Source organism: Streptomyces sp. NPDC050423, from assembly GCF_040655445.1.
Classification (GTDB): domain Bacteria; phylum Actinomycetota; class Actinomycetes; order Streptomycetales; family Streptomycetaceae; genus Streptomyces.
On sequence record NZ_JBFAJY010000023.1, the window covers coordinates 45,891 to 59,607 of the forward strand.

The 13,717-nt window shown below is 71.3% G+C and carries 16 protein-coding genes; 8 read left to right on the top strand and 8 right to left on the bottom strand.

Annotated features, from left to right (window positions below; all coding sequences use genetic code 11):
• Window positions 1-4 precede the first annotated feature (4 nt).
• The 3 genes from AB0I52_RS18550 to AB0I52_RS18560 form a co-directional block, all read right to left on the bottom strand.
• A complete protein-coding gene (locus tag AB0I52_RS18550) occupies window positions 5-490 on the bottom strand; it encodes a hypothetical protein (RefSeq protein ID WP_363073817.1) in 486 nt (161 codons plus the stop codon).
• Window positions 480-1,100: a hypothetical protein gene (locus tag AB0I52_RS18555; protein ID WP_363073819.1), complete on the bottom strand. Its 621-nt coding sequence runs from the start codon at window positions 1,098-1,100 to the stop codon at window positions 480-482. The genes AB0I52_RS18550 and AB0I52_RS18555 overlap by 11 nt, the downstream gene beginning before the upstream one ends.
• A gap of 222 nt (window positions 1,101-1,322) precedes the next feature.
• Window positions 1,323-1,784: an ATP-binding protein gene (locus tag AB0I52_RS18560; protein WP_363073821.1), complete on the bottom strand. Its 462-nt coding sequence runs from the start codon at window positions 1,782-1,784 to the stop codon at window positions 1,323-1,325.
• A gap of 238 nt (window positions 1,785-2,022) precedes the next feature.
• On the opposite strand from AB0I52_RS18560, the gene AB0I52_RS18565 reads away from it, so the two are divergent.
• The 4 genes from AB0I52_RS18565 to AB0I52_RS18580 all read left to right on the top strand — a co-directional run bounded on the left by AB0I52_RS18565 (window position 2,023) and on the right by AB0I52_RS18580 (window position 4,363).
• Window positions 2,023-2,874 (top strand): helix-turn-helix transcriptional regulator, encoded by an 852-nt coding sequence (locus AB0I52_RS18565; RefSeq protein ID WP_363073823.1) that lies wholly within the window; start codon window positions 2,023-2,025, stop codon window positions 2,872-2,874.
• A 13-nt stretch (window positions 2,875-2,887) separates the two neighbouring features.
• The gene (locus AB0I52_RS18570) at window positions 2,888-3,082 is read left to right on the top strand and encodes a DUF397 domain-containing protein (RefSeq protein WP_363073825.1); all 195 of its coding nucleotides are present in this window, start codon (window positions 2,888-2,890) and stop codon (window positions 3,080-3,082) included.
• A 294-nt stretch (window positions 3,083-3,376) separates the two neighbouring features.
• A complete protein-coding gene (locus AB0I52_RS18575) occupies window positions 3,377-3,790 on the top strand; it encodes a hypothetical protein (RefSeq protein ID WP_363073827.1) in 414 nt (137 codons plus the stop codon).
• 87 nt (window positions 3,791-3,877) lie between these two features.
• Window positions 3,878-4,363, top strand: coding sequence for a PIN domain-containing protein (locus AB0I52_RS18580; protein ID WP_363073933.1), 486 nt, complete (start codon window positions 3,878-3,880; stop codon window positions 4,361-4,363).
• Between the two features lie 12 nt (window positions 4,364-4,375).
• On the opposite strand, the gene AB0I52_RS18585 is transcribed toward AB0I52_RS18580, so the two are convergent.
• From AB0I52_RS18585 to AB0I52_RS18605, 5 genes are all read right to left on the bottom strand, one after another.
• A complete protein-coding gene (locus tag AB0I52_RS18585; RefSeq protein ID WP_363073829.1) occupies window positions 4,376-5,818 on the bottom strand; it encodes a HAMP domain-containing sensor histidine kinase in 1,443 nt (480 codons plus the stop codon).
• The gene (locus tag AB0I52_RS18590) at window positions 5,815-6,546 is read right to left on the bottom strand and encodes a response regulator transcription factor (RefSeq protein ID WP_363073831.1); all 732 of its coding nucleotides are present in this window, start codon (window positions 6,544-6,546) and stop codon (window positions 5,815-5,817) included. Before AB0I52_RS18590 ends, AB0I52_RS18585 begins: the two co-directional genes overlap by 4 nt.
• A gap of 89 nt (window positions 6,547-6,635) precedes the next feature.
• Entirely contained in the window at window positions 6,636-7,712 is a 1,077-nt protein-coding gene (locus tag AB0I52_RS18595; protein WP_363073833.1) for a trypsin-like peptidase domain-containing protein, read from the bottom strand.
• Window positions 7,713-7,835: 123 nt separating this feature from the next.
• Window positions 7,836-8,885 carry a LacI family DNA-binding transcriptional regulator gene (locus AB0I52_RS18600; RefSeq protein ID WP_363073835.1) on the bottom strand — a complete coding sequence of 350 codons (1,050 nt, stop codon included), beginning with the start codon at window positions 8,883-8,885 and terminating at the stop codon, window positions 7,836-7,838.
• A gap of 24 nt (window positions 8,886-8,909) precedes the next feature.
• A complete protein-coding gene (locus AB0I52_RS18605) occupies window positions 8,910-9,713 on the bottom strand; it encodes a response regulator transcription factor (RefSeq protein ID WP_363073837.1) in 804 nt (267 codons plus the stop codon).
• 302 nt (window positions 9,714-10,015) lie between these two features.
• Here AB0I52_RS18605 and AB0I52_RS18610 point away from each other — a divergent pair, with 302 nt between their 5' ends.
• The 4 genes from AB0I52_RS18610 (at window position 10,016) to AB0I52_RS18625 (ending at window position 13,566) form a co-directional block, all read left to right on the top strand.
• On the top strand, window positions 10,016-10,912 hold the full coding sequence (locus AB0I52_RS18610; protein WP_363073839.1) for an alpha/beta hydrolase: 897 nt from the start codon (window positions 10,016-10,018) through the stop codon (window positions 10,910-10,912).
• Window positions 10,913-10,961: 49 nt separating this feature from the next.
• Window positions 10,962-11,216, top strand: coding sequence for a MoaD/ThiS family protein (locus AB0I52_RS18615; protein WP_363073841.1), 255 nt, complete (start codon window positions 10,962-10,964; stop codon window positions 11,214-11,216).
• A 10-nt stretch (window positions 11,217-11,226) separates the two neighbouring features.
• Window positions 11,227-12,699 (top strand): hypothetical protein, encoded by a 1,473-nt coding sequence (locus AB0I52_RS18620; RefSeq protein ID WP_363073843.1) that lies wholly within the window; start codon window positions 11,227-11,229, stop codon window positions 12,697-12,699.
• Window positions 12,700-12,876: 177 nt separating this feature from the next.
• Entirely contained in the window at window positions 12,877-13,566 is a 690-nt protein-coding gene (locus AB0I52_RS18625; RefSeq protein ID WP_363073845.1) for a DUF2993 domain-containing protein, read from the top strand.
• Window positions 13,567-13,717 lie beyond the last annotated feature (151 nt).

The window sequence follows — 13,717 nt, forward strand, 5'->3', positions numbered from 1 at the left end:
CGGGTCACGACGGGGAGCCGGTGGCCCGTACGGCCCGTTTGACGGCGTAGGCGCAGAGCCGGGTTCCGTAGAGGTCCAGGGCGTCGTCGGGATCGTCGTCGTAGTGGGCAGCCACTTCGTACCACCGGTCCCACGCGTAGAGCCGGGCGTGGCGGCGGTCGTCGTCCGTACGCGGCGGGGTGTCCGGCCGCCTGCTGTTCAGCCACTGCTGCCACTCCGGGTGGGTGGCGGGGTCGGCCGCGAGTTCGGCGTCCGCCGTGGGGGCCGGTGCGGCGGTCCGGTCCCGGGCGAGAGCGGCGGCGATGTACGCGGCCGGTCGTGCGGGGCGCCATCCGACGGCCATCCCGATGAGTTCGGCGGCGATGTCGTGGGCCTCCAGGCCCCGGTCGATCAGCGGGCGCAGTGCGAAGGCCAGACGGCGAAGCCCCTCCGGCTGGGTCCAGCCGACGAGCGGGCGTACGTGCCGCGCGATGCGGACGTCACGGGCCACCTGCCACGGGTTCCGGCGCGGCGAACTCCCACTGCCTCCTGCCCTGTTGTGCGCTGTGGCTCTCGCGCGCGGCGCGCACGTGCGCGAGGTAGTTGAAGCCCCCGTCCAGATCAGAGGTCGGTACGTCGTGGTGCCGCCCAGGAGAATGGGGTGCAGGCGGTGCACAACCTCGCCTGCGAGTACGCCCGTTGCCGACAGGGCGTGGATTCGGCCGGACGGCGGCCTTCGTCGCGAGCGCCCGCCCCCTGTCCGTCACTCCGGCCATCCGGGCCCGGTACCCGGCACCGTCGAGCCGGTGCCCCATCGCCTCGTCGTACGCGGCCGGGATCGTCGCCGCGTAGATCGTCGCGGTTGCCGTGTACGGGCGGCCCGGGAGTCGAAGGTTTCTCTTCGAGCCGTGCCGGTGCCACGCCAGTGCGCCCAGTTCCCGCAGCACCCGGACGTGACGCTTCACCGTCGCCGTCGACACTCCGCATCGGGCGGCCGTGCCTTCGAGGTCGTACAGGACGAAGCCCAGCCGGTAGTCCATCCTGGCCGCCAGGTCCCGGGCCACGGTCAGCGTCGTTTCCGTCGCGCGCGGATGCAGACCGGCGCCGGCCAGCCACGTCACGGCAGTCAGCCACGCCCGTGGCTGACTGTGCCGAGCAGGCGTCGAATCGACCTCTTGCATGGCGCGGGGAACAGGGGCCCAGGCCGGAACCGGGCATGGCGAAGGAGCGCAGCGTGAGGCCGCGCCGGTGGTGGGGCGCATTACGGTCCGTCGGGGTAGGCGCAGACCGGGGACGGCGGGCCGGATGGCCTGCCGGCCCCGCTTGTGGTGGGTGCCGGGGAGTTACGCCCTGCCGTCGCCCGGGACGGGCCGCCCGAGCGTGAACCAGACGACCTTGCGGCCGGGGTGGTGCTCGCCTGCGGTGTTCGCTCCCCAGGCGAGGGCGAGGCTGTCCACGATCATGAGCCCCCGCCCGCCCTCCTGTTCGGGTCCCGCGCGCAGTGCGCGCAGGAGCGGCGGGGCGGCGGGCCCGTCGTCCGCGACGGCGACGGTGACCCGTTTGCGGTTGACAGCCACGTGGACGCGGATCAGGGGCGTCCGGGTGTGGCGGTGGGCGTTGGTGACCACTTCGGTGACGCAGAGCTGCGCGTCCCCGACCAGGTCGTGGTGTCCGCTGACGCCCAGCAGTGAGGTGACGAAGTCCCGCGCGAGTTTGGCCGCGCTGGCGGTGTTCGGCAGGGTGAGCCGGTAGGTCTCGCCGCCGAGCGGACGGCTGGGCCGGGGAGTTGTAGTGGCGTGACTCATGTAGTTCTCCCAACGCGCTGCGGTCTGAACGGGTGTGTCGCTCGTTGAACGGCGGTAGGCGCCGTGCGGGGCAACGCAGCTCAGTACGGCCGAAGTTCGGCTTTCCCTGCGTGCCGATCGGTGTGGGTACTACCGTAGTGATGTGTATCAAGTGTTGTGGAACTACTCATAACTAAGGCAAGAAATAGACCCCTTCGAGGGATGCGGACACACTGGGATTCGACAAGAGGAGAGGCTGATGCCACCGAGGAAGCCCCCTACCGCGCGGCAGTGCCGACTGGGTGCGGAGCTGCGCAAGATGCGCGAGCGGGCCGGTTTGCTGCCGACCGAAGCCGCTGCCCTGTTGGGTACGGACCGCACCACGATCAGCAACACCGAGTCGGGGAGGTTCGGAGTGAGCGGCACGCGCGTGCGCACGTGGGCCGCCGCCTATGCCTGCCCCGACGCCGCCTATATCGACGCGCTGGTCGGTATGGCCGAGGAGCGGATAAAGGGGTGGTGGGAGGACTATCGCGGTGAACTCTCGGTGAGCGCGCTCGACCTGGCAGAACTGGAGCACCATGCGACCGGGTTCCGCTCCGTGCAGATCATGCATATGCCCGGGTTGCTCCAGACCGAGGACTACGCACGTGCTGTCTACGCGGAAGCGCTGCCCGCGCCGACCCCGGTCGGTTTGCGGCGGAGGCTGTCGCACCGACTCAGGCGGCGGGATGTTCTGGACCGTCCGGTTCCGCCCATGTGTGTCTTCCTGATCCATGAGGCGGCACTGCGGATGCAGTACGGAGGGCGCAAGGTTGCGGCCGGCCAGCTCGACCACCTGTTGAAGGAGTCGGAGCGGGACAATGTCACGGTGCGAGTGATCCCGTTCTCGGCGGGTGGCTTCCCGAACTCCGGGAGTTCCACCCACTATGTCTACGGTCCGGTCGCGCAGCTCGACACGGTGCAGACGGACACGCCGAGTGGCTCCGGCTTCGTGGATGCCGAGGCGCGTCTTCTGACCTTCCGCGCGGTGCTTGACCGGACGGAAGGCCGATCGCTCGATCCGCAGAGTTCAAGAGACTTCATCAAGGAAGTCGCAGAGCAAGTATGAAGGCGTGAGGACCATGGATATTCAGTGGCGAAAGTCGTCCAAGTCTGCCGATGCCGACGGCGACAACTGCTTGGAACTCGCTGAGAGCGGAGGGGAGATCCTCATACGGGAAAGCGACAACCCGGACGTGGTCGTCCGTACGACCCGCGTGAAGCTCCAGGCGTTCCTGAGTGGCGCGAAGGCCGGCGAGTTCGATGACCTGGCATAGCTGACCGCGTCTCGTCCGTCTCGGGTGGCCCCCACCGGCGCAGGGTGGGGGCCACCCGTTCTGCTGCCTGCTGCGTGTGGCGGGTTGTTCGTCTCACTCGTTAGAAGTCAAATGCTTGATACGGATCTGTATCACGCACTAGCTTCGTGACGTGGCGCCACGGGCTGACCCGGTGGCGGTCAACACCCCTGGTCTCTGCGCGGATTGGGGTTCCCGACGGGTCTCCTTGCCCGCCGCTCGTCACGCCGGTTGCGGGCAAGGAGGTCCCTTGGGTGAGCCTCAGGAGGCGACGTGGTGAGTGATTCCGAACCCGATAACCCCATCGCGCAAGCGTTCTGGTGCGAGCGGGTCACGTTCCGGACGATAGAGGCGGACGAGATCGCGGAGGTCCGCCGCTCGTCCACCCCGAGGCCGGCGGACGCGATCCGGCAGATCCGGGTGGACGTCCGCTCACTGGCTCCCGAGCTGCCGCCCCTGGAGCGGCACCGGGCTCTGAGCTGGGTCGACGGCGGAGGCTGCATCGGTGCTCTCGGGGCCCTGCATCGTGGGGACCCCTGCGGATTCTCGCTCAGCCATCGCGGTACGTGGATCGAGTGGACCGTTCGTCCCCAGGTGGTCGTCCACGTCGGCGGCAGGACCCGGCTGCCTCTACTCGGGGACGCGGTCGGCACCGCTCCCGCTGTGGCGTGCACCCATAAGGATGCGTGAGCCGGTCCCGCGCGGCGCGCGGCCGAGGGGAACCACGCGGTAGGTGTCGGCACCTGCGTTCTCTTTCCCAACTACCTCAGGGACACCCTGCTGAAGCTGGCGGAGGCGGGGCTGTACGAGCCGCTCCGGTCGGCTGACATCTTGGAGGAACTGAGGCGGAATGTCGCCGAGAAGGTATCTGCGGGTAGGGCCAAGGGGCTGGTCGAGGCGATGGCAGGGGCTTTTCCCGACAGTCTCGTCACGGACTACGCGAAGCTCGTATCAGCGATGACGAACGATCCGAAGGACCGGCATGTGCCGGCGGCGGCAGTCCGGGCGCAGGCGCACGCGGTAGTCACGCTGAATGTGCGGGATTTTCCGGCAGGCACGGCGGAGCCGTACGAGATCGAGGTGCTCGGGCCGGACGACTTCCTGCTGGACCTGCTCGACCTCACTCCGGTGGACGTGTTCGCGGTACTGCGGACTCGGGCGCAGAGCTACCGGCGCGAACCGCGCGATGTGCATGGGCTGCTGGACCGCCTGGCTGCCGGAGGAACTCCGCAGTTCGCAGCGGAGTTCCGGCGTCGCCTCTGAATCCCCGCCCCCTCACCCCAGCGGCGCGTCCGGCGGCGGCTGCGGCGCCCCCGGCAGGCGGATCGTCGCCACCGTGCCGTCGCCGTCGTCCGCCGGGAGCAGGGCGATCTCGCCGCCTGCCTGCTGGACCGTACGCGCGACGATCGACAGCCCCAGGCCGGAGCCGGGGAGCTGGCGGGCGGACGGGGAGCGCCAGAAGCGTGCGAAGACGTGGGGGAGTTCGTCCTCGGGGATACCCGGGCCGTGGTCGCGGACCGTCAGTTCGCCCCGGTGCAGGACCACGTCGATCGTGCCGCGCGTCGGGCTGAACTTCACCGCGTTGTCCAGGACGTTGACGACCGCCCGTTCCAGCGCGGCCGGTTCGGCGCGTACGTACCAGGGGGCCAGCTCCGCCGTGATGAGCAGCTCGGGGCCGCGCAGGCGGGCCCGTTGCAGGGCGGTGCGGGTGATGTCGTGCAGGGCGACCACCTGGAGCGGGCCCGGCTGGGCGGCGTCCGGGCGGGCCAGCTCCTGGAGGTCTCCGATGAGCGAGGCCAGCTCGGTCATCTGGGCCTTGACCGAGGACATCAGCGCCTTGCGGTCGTCCGGCGGGATGGCCCTGCCCGTCTCGTCGCTGCGGGCGAGCAGCTCCACGTTGGTGCGGAGGGAGGTGAGGGGGGTGCGCAGTTCGTGGCCCGCGTCCGCGATCAGCTGGGCCTGGCGGTCGCGGGAGGTGGCGAGGGAGGCCGTCATCGAGTTGAAGGAACGGGAGAGGCGCGCGATCTCGTCCTCGCCCTCGACCGGGATGCGGACGGTGAGGTCCTCGGTGCGGGCGACGTGCTCGACGGCCTCGGTGAGCTCGTCGACCGGGCGCAGTCCGGACCGGGCGACCCAGAGGCCCGCCGCGCCCGCGCCGACGACACCGATGCCGGAGACGAGGAGGAGGACCCAGGCCAGGGTGGAGAGGGGTTTGTCGATCTCGCTCAGCGGGCGGGCGACGGAGACGCCGAGGTCGAGGTCGGTGCGCGGCAGACCGGGCCCGCGCGACACCGTCACCGTCACCCGGTAGGTGAAGACCCGCATCTTCACCCCGTTGGCATCGACCTCGGAGTGAAGTGCCCCGCTCCGCGCGTGATTGACGACCGCGAGGTCGGCCGCGGTCACCGGGAGCGCGGACGAGTCCGGGGCGGTGCAGGCCGTCCCCTGGGCGTCGATGAGCTGGACGGTGAAGCCCGTGTAGGGCTGGGGCTGCAGCTTGCTGGTGCGGGTGCAGTACTGGTAGAGGCCGGCCAGGTATTCGTTGTCGACCTTCGTGGAACGCAGCGTCGTGTCCCGCTGCTGCTCAAGCTGCGCCTTCGTCACGAACCAGCAGGCCGCCGCGACCGCCGCCACCGCCACGGCCACCGCCACGGTGACCAGCAGCGCGAGCCGGGAGCGGAGCGGCAGGGCGCGGAACCGGTGCAGGGGCCCCGTCACCCCTCGCCCCCGCCGGGCCGCAGCGCGTACCCCACACCCCGCACCGTGTGGACGAGGCGCGGTTCGCCGCCCGCCTCCGTCTTGCGGCGCAGGTACATCACGTACACGTCCAGGGAGTTGGAGCTCGGTTCGAAGTCGAAGCCCCAGACCGCCTTGAGGATCTGCTCGCGGGTCAGCACCTGGCGCGGGTGCGCGAGGAACATCTCCAGCAGGGTGAACTCGGTGCGGGTCAGCTCGACGCGGCGGGTGCCGCGGCTGACCTCGCGGGTGGAGAGGTCCATCCGGAGGTCGGCGAAGGCCAGCACGTTGTTGTCGGGAAGGCCGCCGCCCGCCGTGGCCGCGTACGAGCTGCGGCGCAGCAGGGCCCTGATCCGGGCGAACAGCTCGTCCAGCTCGAAGGGCTTGACCAGGTAGTCGTCGGCGCCCGCGTCGAGTCCGGTGACGCGGTCGCCGACGGTGTCGCGGGCGGTGAGCATCAGGATGGGCGTGGTGGTGCCCGTGGCGCGGATGCGGCGGGCTGCGGTCAGCCCGTCCATCCGCGGCATCTGGATGTCGAGGACGATGAGGTCGGGGGCGTACGACTCCGCCTTGGTGAGGGCGTCGAGACCGTCGACGGCGACCTCGGTGCCGTAGCCCTCGAACGCGAGACTGCGTTGCAGGGCCTCGCGCACGGCGGGCTCGTCGTCGACGATCAGGATGCGTTGCGGATCGTCTTCGGCGGGGCTCATCGCTGCTTCGTCCTCTTCTCGGTCCGTACGGGCTGCGGCGCTGCCCTCCAGTTCCTCAGCCTCGCACGGCCCGGGTGCGGTGGCGCGGATCAGGAGCTGTCACCGGCCCGCAGGGTGTTCAGGTCGGCCTTGAGGGTGTTGACGGGGATGGCGAAGCCGAGGCCGACGCTGCCGGCGCCGGAGCTGCCCGAGCTTTCGGACGAACTCGCCGAGTACATCGCGGAGTTGATGCCGATGATCTCGCCGTTCATGTTGATCAGCGCGCCACCGGAGTTGCCCGGGTTGAGCGAGGCGTCGGTCTGGAGCGCCTTGTACGTGGTGGTGGAGTCGCCGGTGTCGCCGTTGAACTGCTTCCCGCCGAACTCGAACGGCCACTGCTGTCCGCCGCCCTGGCCCTGGCCCTGTCCCTGGCTGTTGTCGCCCTCCTTGGCGACCGTGACGTCCCGGTCGAGCGCGGACACGATGCCGCTGGTGACGGTGCCGGTCAGGCCCTCGGGCGAGCCGATCGCGACGACCTGGTCGCCGACGGCGATCTTGGAGGAGTCGCCGAGGGTGGCCGTCTTCAGCCCGCTCGCGCCCTGGAGCTTGATCAGCGCGAGGTCCTTGTCGGGATCGGTGCCGACGACGTCGGCGGTGTACGTCTTGCCGGTGCTGAGCGTCACCTTGACGGAGGAGGAGCCGGCGACGACGTGGTTGTTGGTGACGATCTCGCCGTCGGACGTGATGATCACACCGGAGCCGGTGGACTGGCCCGCGGTCGAGGTCGCGCTGATCTCGACGATCGTCGGTGACAGGGCCGCGGCCACGCCGGAGACGGTGCCCTTGCTGCTCTGCGAGACAGTGGTGCCGGGGATGACGCCGCTGCCGGTGCTGTTGGTGCCGTGGTCGGTGAGCTGCCCGATCACGGTGGCGGTGCCGCCGCCGACGATCGCCGCCGCGATGGCCACCGCCGCGAGGAGCGCGACCGGGCGGCGGGCCCGGCGCCGGGAGGCGGGCGGCTCGGGCGCGGGCTGCGGCAGCCCGGGGGCGGGCCACACGGGGTCGCCGCCGCCCGAGCCCGTCGGCTGCGCGGGCTGGTATGACGGCGGCGGCGGGTAGGCCGCGTCGCCGTTGCCGTACGAGGGGTACATCGGGTACTCGCCGCTCGGGCGCTGGCTCTCTGTCATGTCTAGAAGAGTGTCCAGCGAAGATGAGAGGAGCGTGAGGACGCTCTGAGAAGCCCGGCAGAACCTCGTATGCCCGATATAAGGACCCTGCCGGAGCGGGTCCTTATATCGGGCATACGCGACTCAGGACTGGACCCTGGCCGTCGGCGGCTCGCCGCAGCCGCAGGAGCGCCGGACCACCAGCGCCGAGGGGAACTGCTTCAGCCGCTCCCGCCGCGAGCCCGACACCCGGAGCGAGTCGTCGAGCACCAGGTCCACGGCCGCCCGCGCCATCGCCGGGCGGTCCGAGAAGACCGTCGTGAGCGGCGGATCGGTCAGTCCGGCTTCCTTCACGTCGTCGAAGCCCGCCACCGCGAGCTCGCCCGGCACATCGATCCGCAGCTCGCGCGCGGCCCGCAGCACCCCGATGGCCTGGTCGTCCGTCGCACAGAAGATCGCCGGGGGACGGTCCGGCCCCGCGAGGAGCTCCAGCGCCACCAGGTAGGCGTCGTAACGGTTGTACGGGGCCTGGAAGAGCCGGCCCTGTGTGGACCGCCCCGACTCGTGCATCGCCCGGCGCCAGCCCTCGATGTGGTCGGCGACCGGGTCGCCGACCGCCGGGGTCGACTCCACGCCGCCGAGGCACGCCACGTACTCGTTGCCGTGTTCCAGCAGGTGACGGGTGGCGAGCTGGGCGCCGCCGACATCGTCCGTGACGACCGCGACGTCGTCGATCGCCTCGGGCCGCTCGTGCAGCAGCACGACCCGGGCGTCCCACGCCTCTATCTCGGCGGCGGCCCGCTCGCTGGGGCCCTGGCTGACCAGGATCAGTCCGGAGACCCGCATACCGAGGAAGGCCCGCAGATAGTGGACCTCGCGCTCGTCGCGGTAGTCGGAGTTGCCGACGAGCACCATTTTCCCGCGCTCGGCGGCGGCCTGTTCGACCGCGTGCGCCATCTCCGCGAAGAACGGCTGCCGCGCGTCCGGCACGATCATCCCTATGAGGTCGGTCCGCCGCGAGGCCATCGCCTGGGCGACCCGGTCCGGCCGGTAGCCCAGCTCCTTGATCGCGGCGAGCACCCGCTCGCGCGTGGCCGGGGCAACCGGCCTGGGTCCGTTGTTGATGACATAGCTGACGACCGCTGTCGACGTCCCCGCCAGTCTCGCCACATCGTCCCGCGTCACCTTGGCCACGCGCGGCAGTCTACGCGGATGGACCTACCTCGTGGCAGGCCGGACCGGGGCTTCTTCCGAGACCTCGGTTACCTCCGGCTGCTCCGAACGGGTGAGGGTTTCGGCGGCTGCCTTCGCGGCGGCCGCCTTGGCCTCCTCGGCGGCGGCCCGCTCCACCTTCTCCGGCGCCACGAAGCGGTAGCCCACGTTGCGGACGGTGCCGATGAGCGACTCGTGCTCGGGGCCGAGCTTGGCGCGCAGCCGCCGGACGTGTACGTCGACCGTCCGTGTGCCGCCGAAGTAGTCGTAGCCCCAGACCTCCTGGAGCAGCTGGGCGCGGGTGAAGACCCGGCCCGGGTGCTGCGCCAGATACTTGATCAGCTCGAATTCCTTGAAGGTCAGGTCCAGGACCCGGCCCTTGAGCTTGGCGCTGTACGTCGCCTCGTCGATCGAGAGATCGCCGTTGCGGATCTCCATCGGGGAGTCGTCGGAGGTGATCTGCTGCCGGCCGGTGGCCAGCCGCAGCCGCGCCTCGACCTCGGCGGGACCCGCCGTGTCCAGCAGTACGTCGTCGATCCCCCAGTCCGCGGTGACGGCCGCGAGGCCGCCCTCGGTGACGACGAGGACGAGTGGACAGCCGGGTCCGGTGGACCGCAGCAGCTGACAGAGCGAGCGGACCTGGGGCAGGTCGCGCCGTCCGTCGATGAGGATGACGTCGGCACCCGGGGTGTCGACGAGAGCGGGGCCTTCGGCGGGCGCCACCCGCACGCTGTGGAGCAGGAGGCCGAGGGCGGGGAGCACCTCCGTCGACGGTTGGAGGGCATTCGTCAGGAGCAGCAGTGAACTCATCGCCGCCCACCTGCCTGGGTCGTCGGTCGATGATCGTGCACGGTTGGCTCGCCCATTACGTCGGTCCTCCTCGTTCCCTGCGAGAGGGGCACTCCCGGGCGGGGCCCGGGGGAGTATGCGGCACTGCTTCGTACGCTTATTCGTCTGTGGCCGTACGACGTTTCGTCATACGGGATATACGGGTTCGGCCCGGCGCCCAGGGCCGCTGAGCTTGTTGAAACGTCTCCGTAACAACGCGTGGAATGCACAAAAGGACCCGGGGGCTGCATTGCCCGGATCCTCTTCCCAGCAGAATAGCCCACATGAGTTCTGTGTCCGAGGGGCGATTTCGGAGTTCCCCTGTTCCCTTGATCACGCGCGGGCCGTCGCGGACCGCATTGCGGGCCGATGACGGGGTCCGGATCGAGGCGGTGTACGACCCGTGTACGGCGGATGACGGCGCATGCGCGGAGACCGGCGACGCCGGGACGGCGATCGTCGTCGCGCACGGTTTCACCGGTTCGGCGGACCGCCCCGCGGTGCGGCGCGCCGTGGAGGTGTTCGCCCAGCGTGCGGCCGTGATCACGTTCTCCTTCCGGGGGCACGGCGGCTCCGGCGGACGGTCCACGGTGGGCGACCGCGAGGTGCTGGACCTGGCTGCCGCGGTGGCCTGGGCGCGGTCCCTCGGGCACCGGCGCGTCGTTACGGTCGGGTTCTCCATGGGAGGTTCCGTGGTGCTCCGGCACGGGGCGCTGTATACGGATCCCGCGGCGGAGGGCGAGGGCGCCCGGTCCGTTCCGGTGCGCAGGGGGCGCACGGAAGCGCGTATGGGGGCGTATGCCGATGCGGTGGTGTCCGTGAGCGCCCCGGCGCGTTGGTACTACCGGGGTACGGCGCCGATGCGTCGCCTGCACTGGGTGGTCACCCGTCCCGCCGGCCGGCTCGTCGGGCGGTACGGCCTCCGGACCCGGATCGACCGCAACGACTGGGACCCGGTCCCGCTCTCCCCGGTCGAGGCGGTCCCGCGGATCGCCCCCGCGCCGCTGCTGATCGTGCACGGCGACAGGGACCCGTACTTCCCGCTCGACCACCCGCGGATGCTGGCCGACGCGGCGGACGGGGCCGCTGAGCTGTGGCTGGAGCGTGGCATGGGCCACGCGGAGAACGCGGCGGACGAGGCCCTGCTCACCCGCATCGCCGACTGGGCGACGGGCCGGTGACGCGGTGAACGATGATGGACAGCCGACGCGAGACGAGAGGAGCGCCGCCATGCCCGCGGGAACGATCCGTTACTGGGCGGCCGCCAAGGCCGCTGCCGGAACGGCGGAGGAGCCGTACGCCGCCGCGACGCTCAAGGAGGCGCTCGACGCGGTGCGCGACCAGCACCCCGGCGAGTTGACCCGAGTGCTGCAAAGGTGTTCGTTCCTCATCGACGGTGACCCCGTCGGGACCCGGAGCCATGAGACCGTACGCCTTGCCGAGGGCGGCACGGTCGAGGTGCTCCCGCCGTTCGCAGGAGGGTGAACCGCAGAACATGAGCAGCAGCGATCAGCAGCATCCGTACCCGAATCAGCCGCAGCAGCCGAATCAGCCGTACGGCCAGGAGCCGCGGCCGTACGGGGACCAGGCGTACGGGGACCCGGCCTACCCGGATCCCGCGTACGGGCAGCAGCCCCACGGCGGTCAGCCCCGGAGCGGTCAGCCGTACGGCGAACCGTCCTACGGGCAGCAGGCTCCCCACCCGGGCGGCGCGGCGCCGTACGCACCGCAGATGCCGCAGGGCACCTACGAGCCGCCGCAGATGCCGCAGGGCACCTACGAGCCGCAGCAGGCCGTACAGCAGCCCTACCAGGCCGCGCACCACACCCACCCCCGCCAGGCCGCACAGCAGCCGCACGAGCCGCAGCCGGCTCCTCAGCCCTTCCAGGCCCCGCCGGCGGGGGACGACTGGCCGGCCGGGGAGCAGGGCGTCGCGCAGACCTGGGAGGGCCAGACCTGGGACACCCAGTACCAGCCCACCATCCAGCCGAGGCAGCAGCCGGTGCAGCCCGCGCAGCCGGCGCAGGCCGCCGAGCCCGTCCGGCCCGCCGCCGACGCCGACCACCTCTCGCCGCAGGGCGCGTCCGGCGCGTACCCGCTGCCCCCGGAGGTCCCGGCCGCTCCTCCCGCCGCGCCCGCGCCGGTGGCCGCCGCCGCGGGCGCCGCGCAGGACGACGGATACAGCGCGCCCACCACGCTGGGCAACAGCCGCATCACGGACGCCCAGCGCGCACGGGCCGAGGGCCGTTCGCCGATCATCGCGCCCGGTATGCAGCCGGCCGCGATCACCGCGGGGCTCGGGCTGCTGCTCGCGCTCGGTGCGGCCATCGGCTCGTACGCCCTGGTCGTCCCGCTCGTACTGCTCCAGGCGGTGACCGCGGCCGGGTGGTTCCGGCTCAACGGCATGTGGCCGGCCCGGCAGGGCATCGCGCTCGCGTTCGCCGGCGGTCTCGTCGCCGATGTGGTGCTGCTGGCCGCGGGCCGGGAGAACGGGCCGGCCGCGATCCTCGGCACACTCGGTGTCTGGGTGCTGCTCACCATCGTCCTCCAGCTGCGCAGCCGGGCGGGTGCCGACGAGCGGATGCAGGGGCTGATGGCCACCGTCGCCTCGGCCGCGCTCGCGGTCCTGGCCGCCGGGCACCTCGCGGCGGTCCCGGACGCGGTGACGGTCGGCGGGGTCGCCGTCGCCCTCGCGGTGCTCGCACGGGCTCTGCCGCTGCCCGGACCGGCCTCCGTCGTGGCGGCGCTGGTCGTCGCCGCGGGTGCGGGTGCCGCGGCGGGTGCCGTCACCGATCTGGGGGCGAAGGGTGCGCTGCTCGGCCTCGCCGCCGGCGGCTGTGCGCTGATCGGGCTGCGGGTGGCCAGCTATGACTACCCGTCACGCTTCGTGCACATGACGGCCGGAGTCGCGCTGCCGCTCACCGCGGCCGCGCCCGCCGTGTACCTGATCGGCCGCGCGATCGCGTAACCGTCGCACGAGACCGTCACGCGAATCGCGTCACGTCTCACACGTCACAGAGGCCGAAGCCCTCCACGGGGAACCGATGGGGGGCTTCCGCTCGTCGATCACCCGGGGTGTGACGTGCGGCCGCAGTAGGCTCACGGGCGCCAGGGGTCCGAACGGACGCGGGTGGGGAGGACAGGCATGCGTGCACTGCGAATACTGCTGGTCATAGTGGTGGTTCTGGCCGGCGTGTTCATCGCCGTCGACCGCGCGGCGGTGTATTTCGCCGAGTCCCGGGTCGCGGACCGGGTACAGGTCTCCGGTACGGAGATCGGCTCGACGGACGTCGACATCAAGGGCTTCCCGTTCCTGACCCAGGTCGCCGGATCGGAGCTCGACGAGGTCGACGTGAAGATCACCGGCGTCGAGACCAGCGCGAACGGCCACACGCTCCGGATCAGCCGGATGAACGCCGAACTGCACCAGGTCCGGCTGACCGACGGGTTCTCCGGCGCCACCGCCGCACGGGCGACCGGGACGGCCGTGATCTCGTACGCGGACCTCACCAAGGCGGCCAGCGCGGACGTCGCCGTCGAGTACGGCGGCAACGGCAAGGTGAAGGTGACCGGCGCGGTCGACATCCTCGGCCGCACGATCTCGCGCAGCGTCCTGTCCACCGTCACCCTGGTCGACGGCCACACCGTCCGGGTGCACGCCGACAAGGTGCCGGGCGAGGGAATCCCCGGGCTGGAGGGCCTGGTGCGCAAGAAGGCCGACTTCGAGCGCGAGGTCGGCGGACTGCCGAACGGCCTGAAGCTGGAGAAGATCCAGCCGACCGCCGCGGGCCTGGAGATCTCGGTGACCGGCACCGACGTCTCGCTCGCCGGCTGACCCCCGCCACGACAGGGCCGCGACAGGGCCGCGACCGGGTCGCGACAGGGCCGCGCCACATACTGAGACGGCCGCGTCCGTTCCGTAGATGTCCGACGGGCGCGACGCTCCGGTGAGCGGCCCGGAAGTGGGCGCGACGGCCCCTCCGTCC

What these genes read in the sequence shown, in the direction of transcription:
- AB0I52_RS18570 (WP_363073825.1), top strand. Translation starts at nt 2,888, where the DNA reads ATGGATATTCAGTGGCGAAAGTCGTCCAAGTCTGCCGATGCCGACGGC.
- AB0I52_RS18625 (WP_363073845.1), top strand. Translation starts at nt 12,877, where the DNA reads ATGCGTGCACTGCGAATACTGCTGGTCATAGTGGTGGTTCTGGCCGGC.
- AB0I52_RS18605 (WP_363073837.1), bottom strand. Translation starts at nt 9,713, where the DNA reads ATGAGTTCACTGCTGCTCCTGACGAATGCCCTCCAACCGTCGACGGAG.
- AB0I52_RS18560 (WP_363073821.1), bottom strand. Translation starts at nt 1,784, where the DNA reads ATGAGTCACGCCACTACAACTCCCCGGCCCAGCCGTCCGCTCGGCGGC.
- AB0I52_RS18590 (WP_363073831.1), bottom strand. Translation starts at nt 6,546, where the DNA reads ATGAGCCCCGCCGAAGACGATCCGCAACGCATCCTGATCGTCGACGAC.
- AB0I52_RS18595 (WP_363073833.1), bottom strand. Translation starts at nt 7,712, where the DNA reads ATGACAGAGAGCCAGCGCCCGAGCGGCGAGTACCCGATGTACCCCTCG.
- AB0I52_RS18620 (WP_363073843.1), top strand. Translation starts at nt 11,227, where the DNA reads ATGAGCAGCAGCGATCAGCAGCATCCGTACCCGAATCAGCCGCAGCAG.
- AB0I52_RS18615 (WP_363073841.1), top strand. Translation starts at nt 10,962, where the DNA reads ATGCCCGCGGGAACGATCCGTTACTGGGCGGCCGCCAAGGCCGCTGCC.
- AB0I52_RS18565 (WP_363073823.1), top strand. Translation starts at nt 2,023, where the DNA reads ATGCCACCGAGGAAGCCCCCTACCGCGCGGCAGTGCCGACTGGGTGCG.
- AB0I52_RS18610 (WP_363073839.1), top strand. Translation starts at nt 10,016, where the DNA reads ATGAGTTCTGTGTCCGAGGGGCGATTTCGGAGTTCCCCTGTTCCCTTG.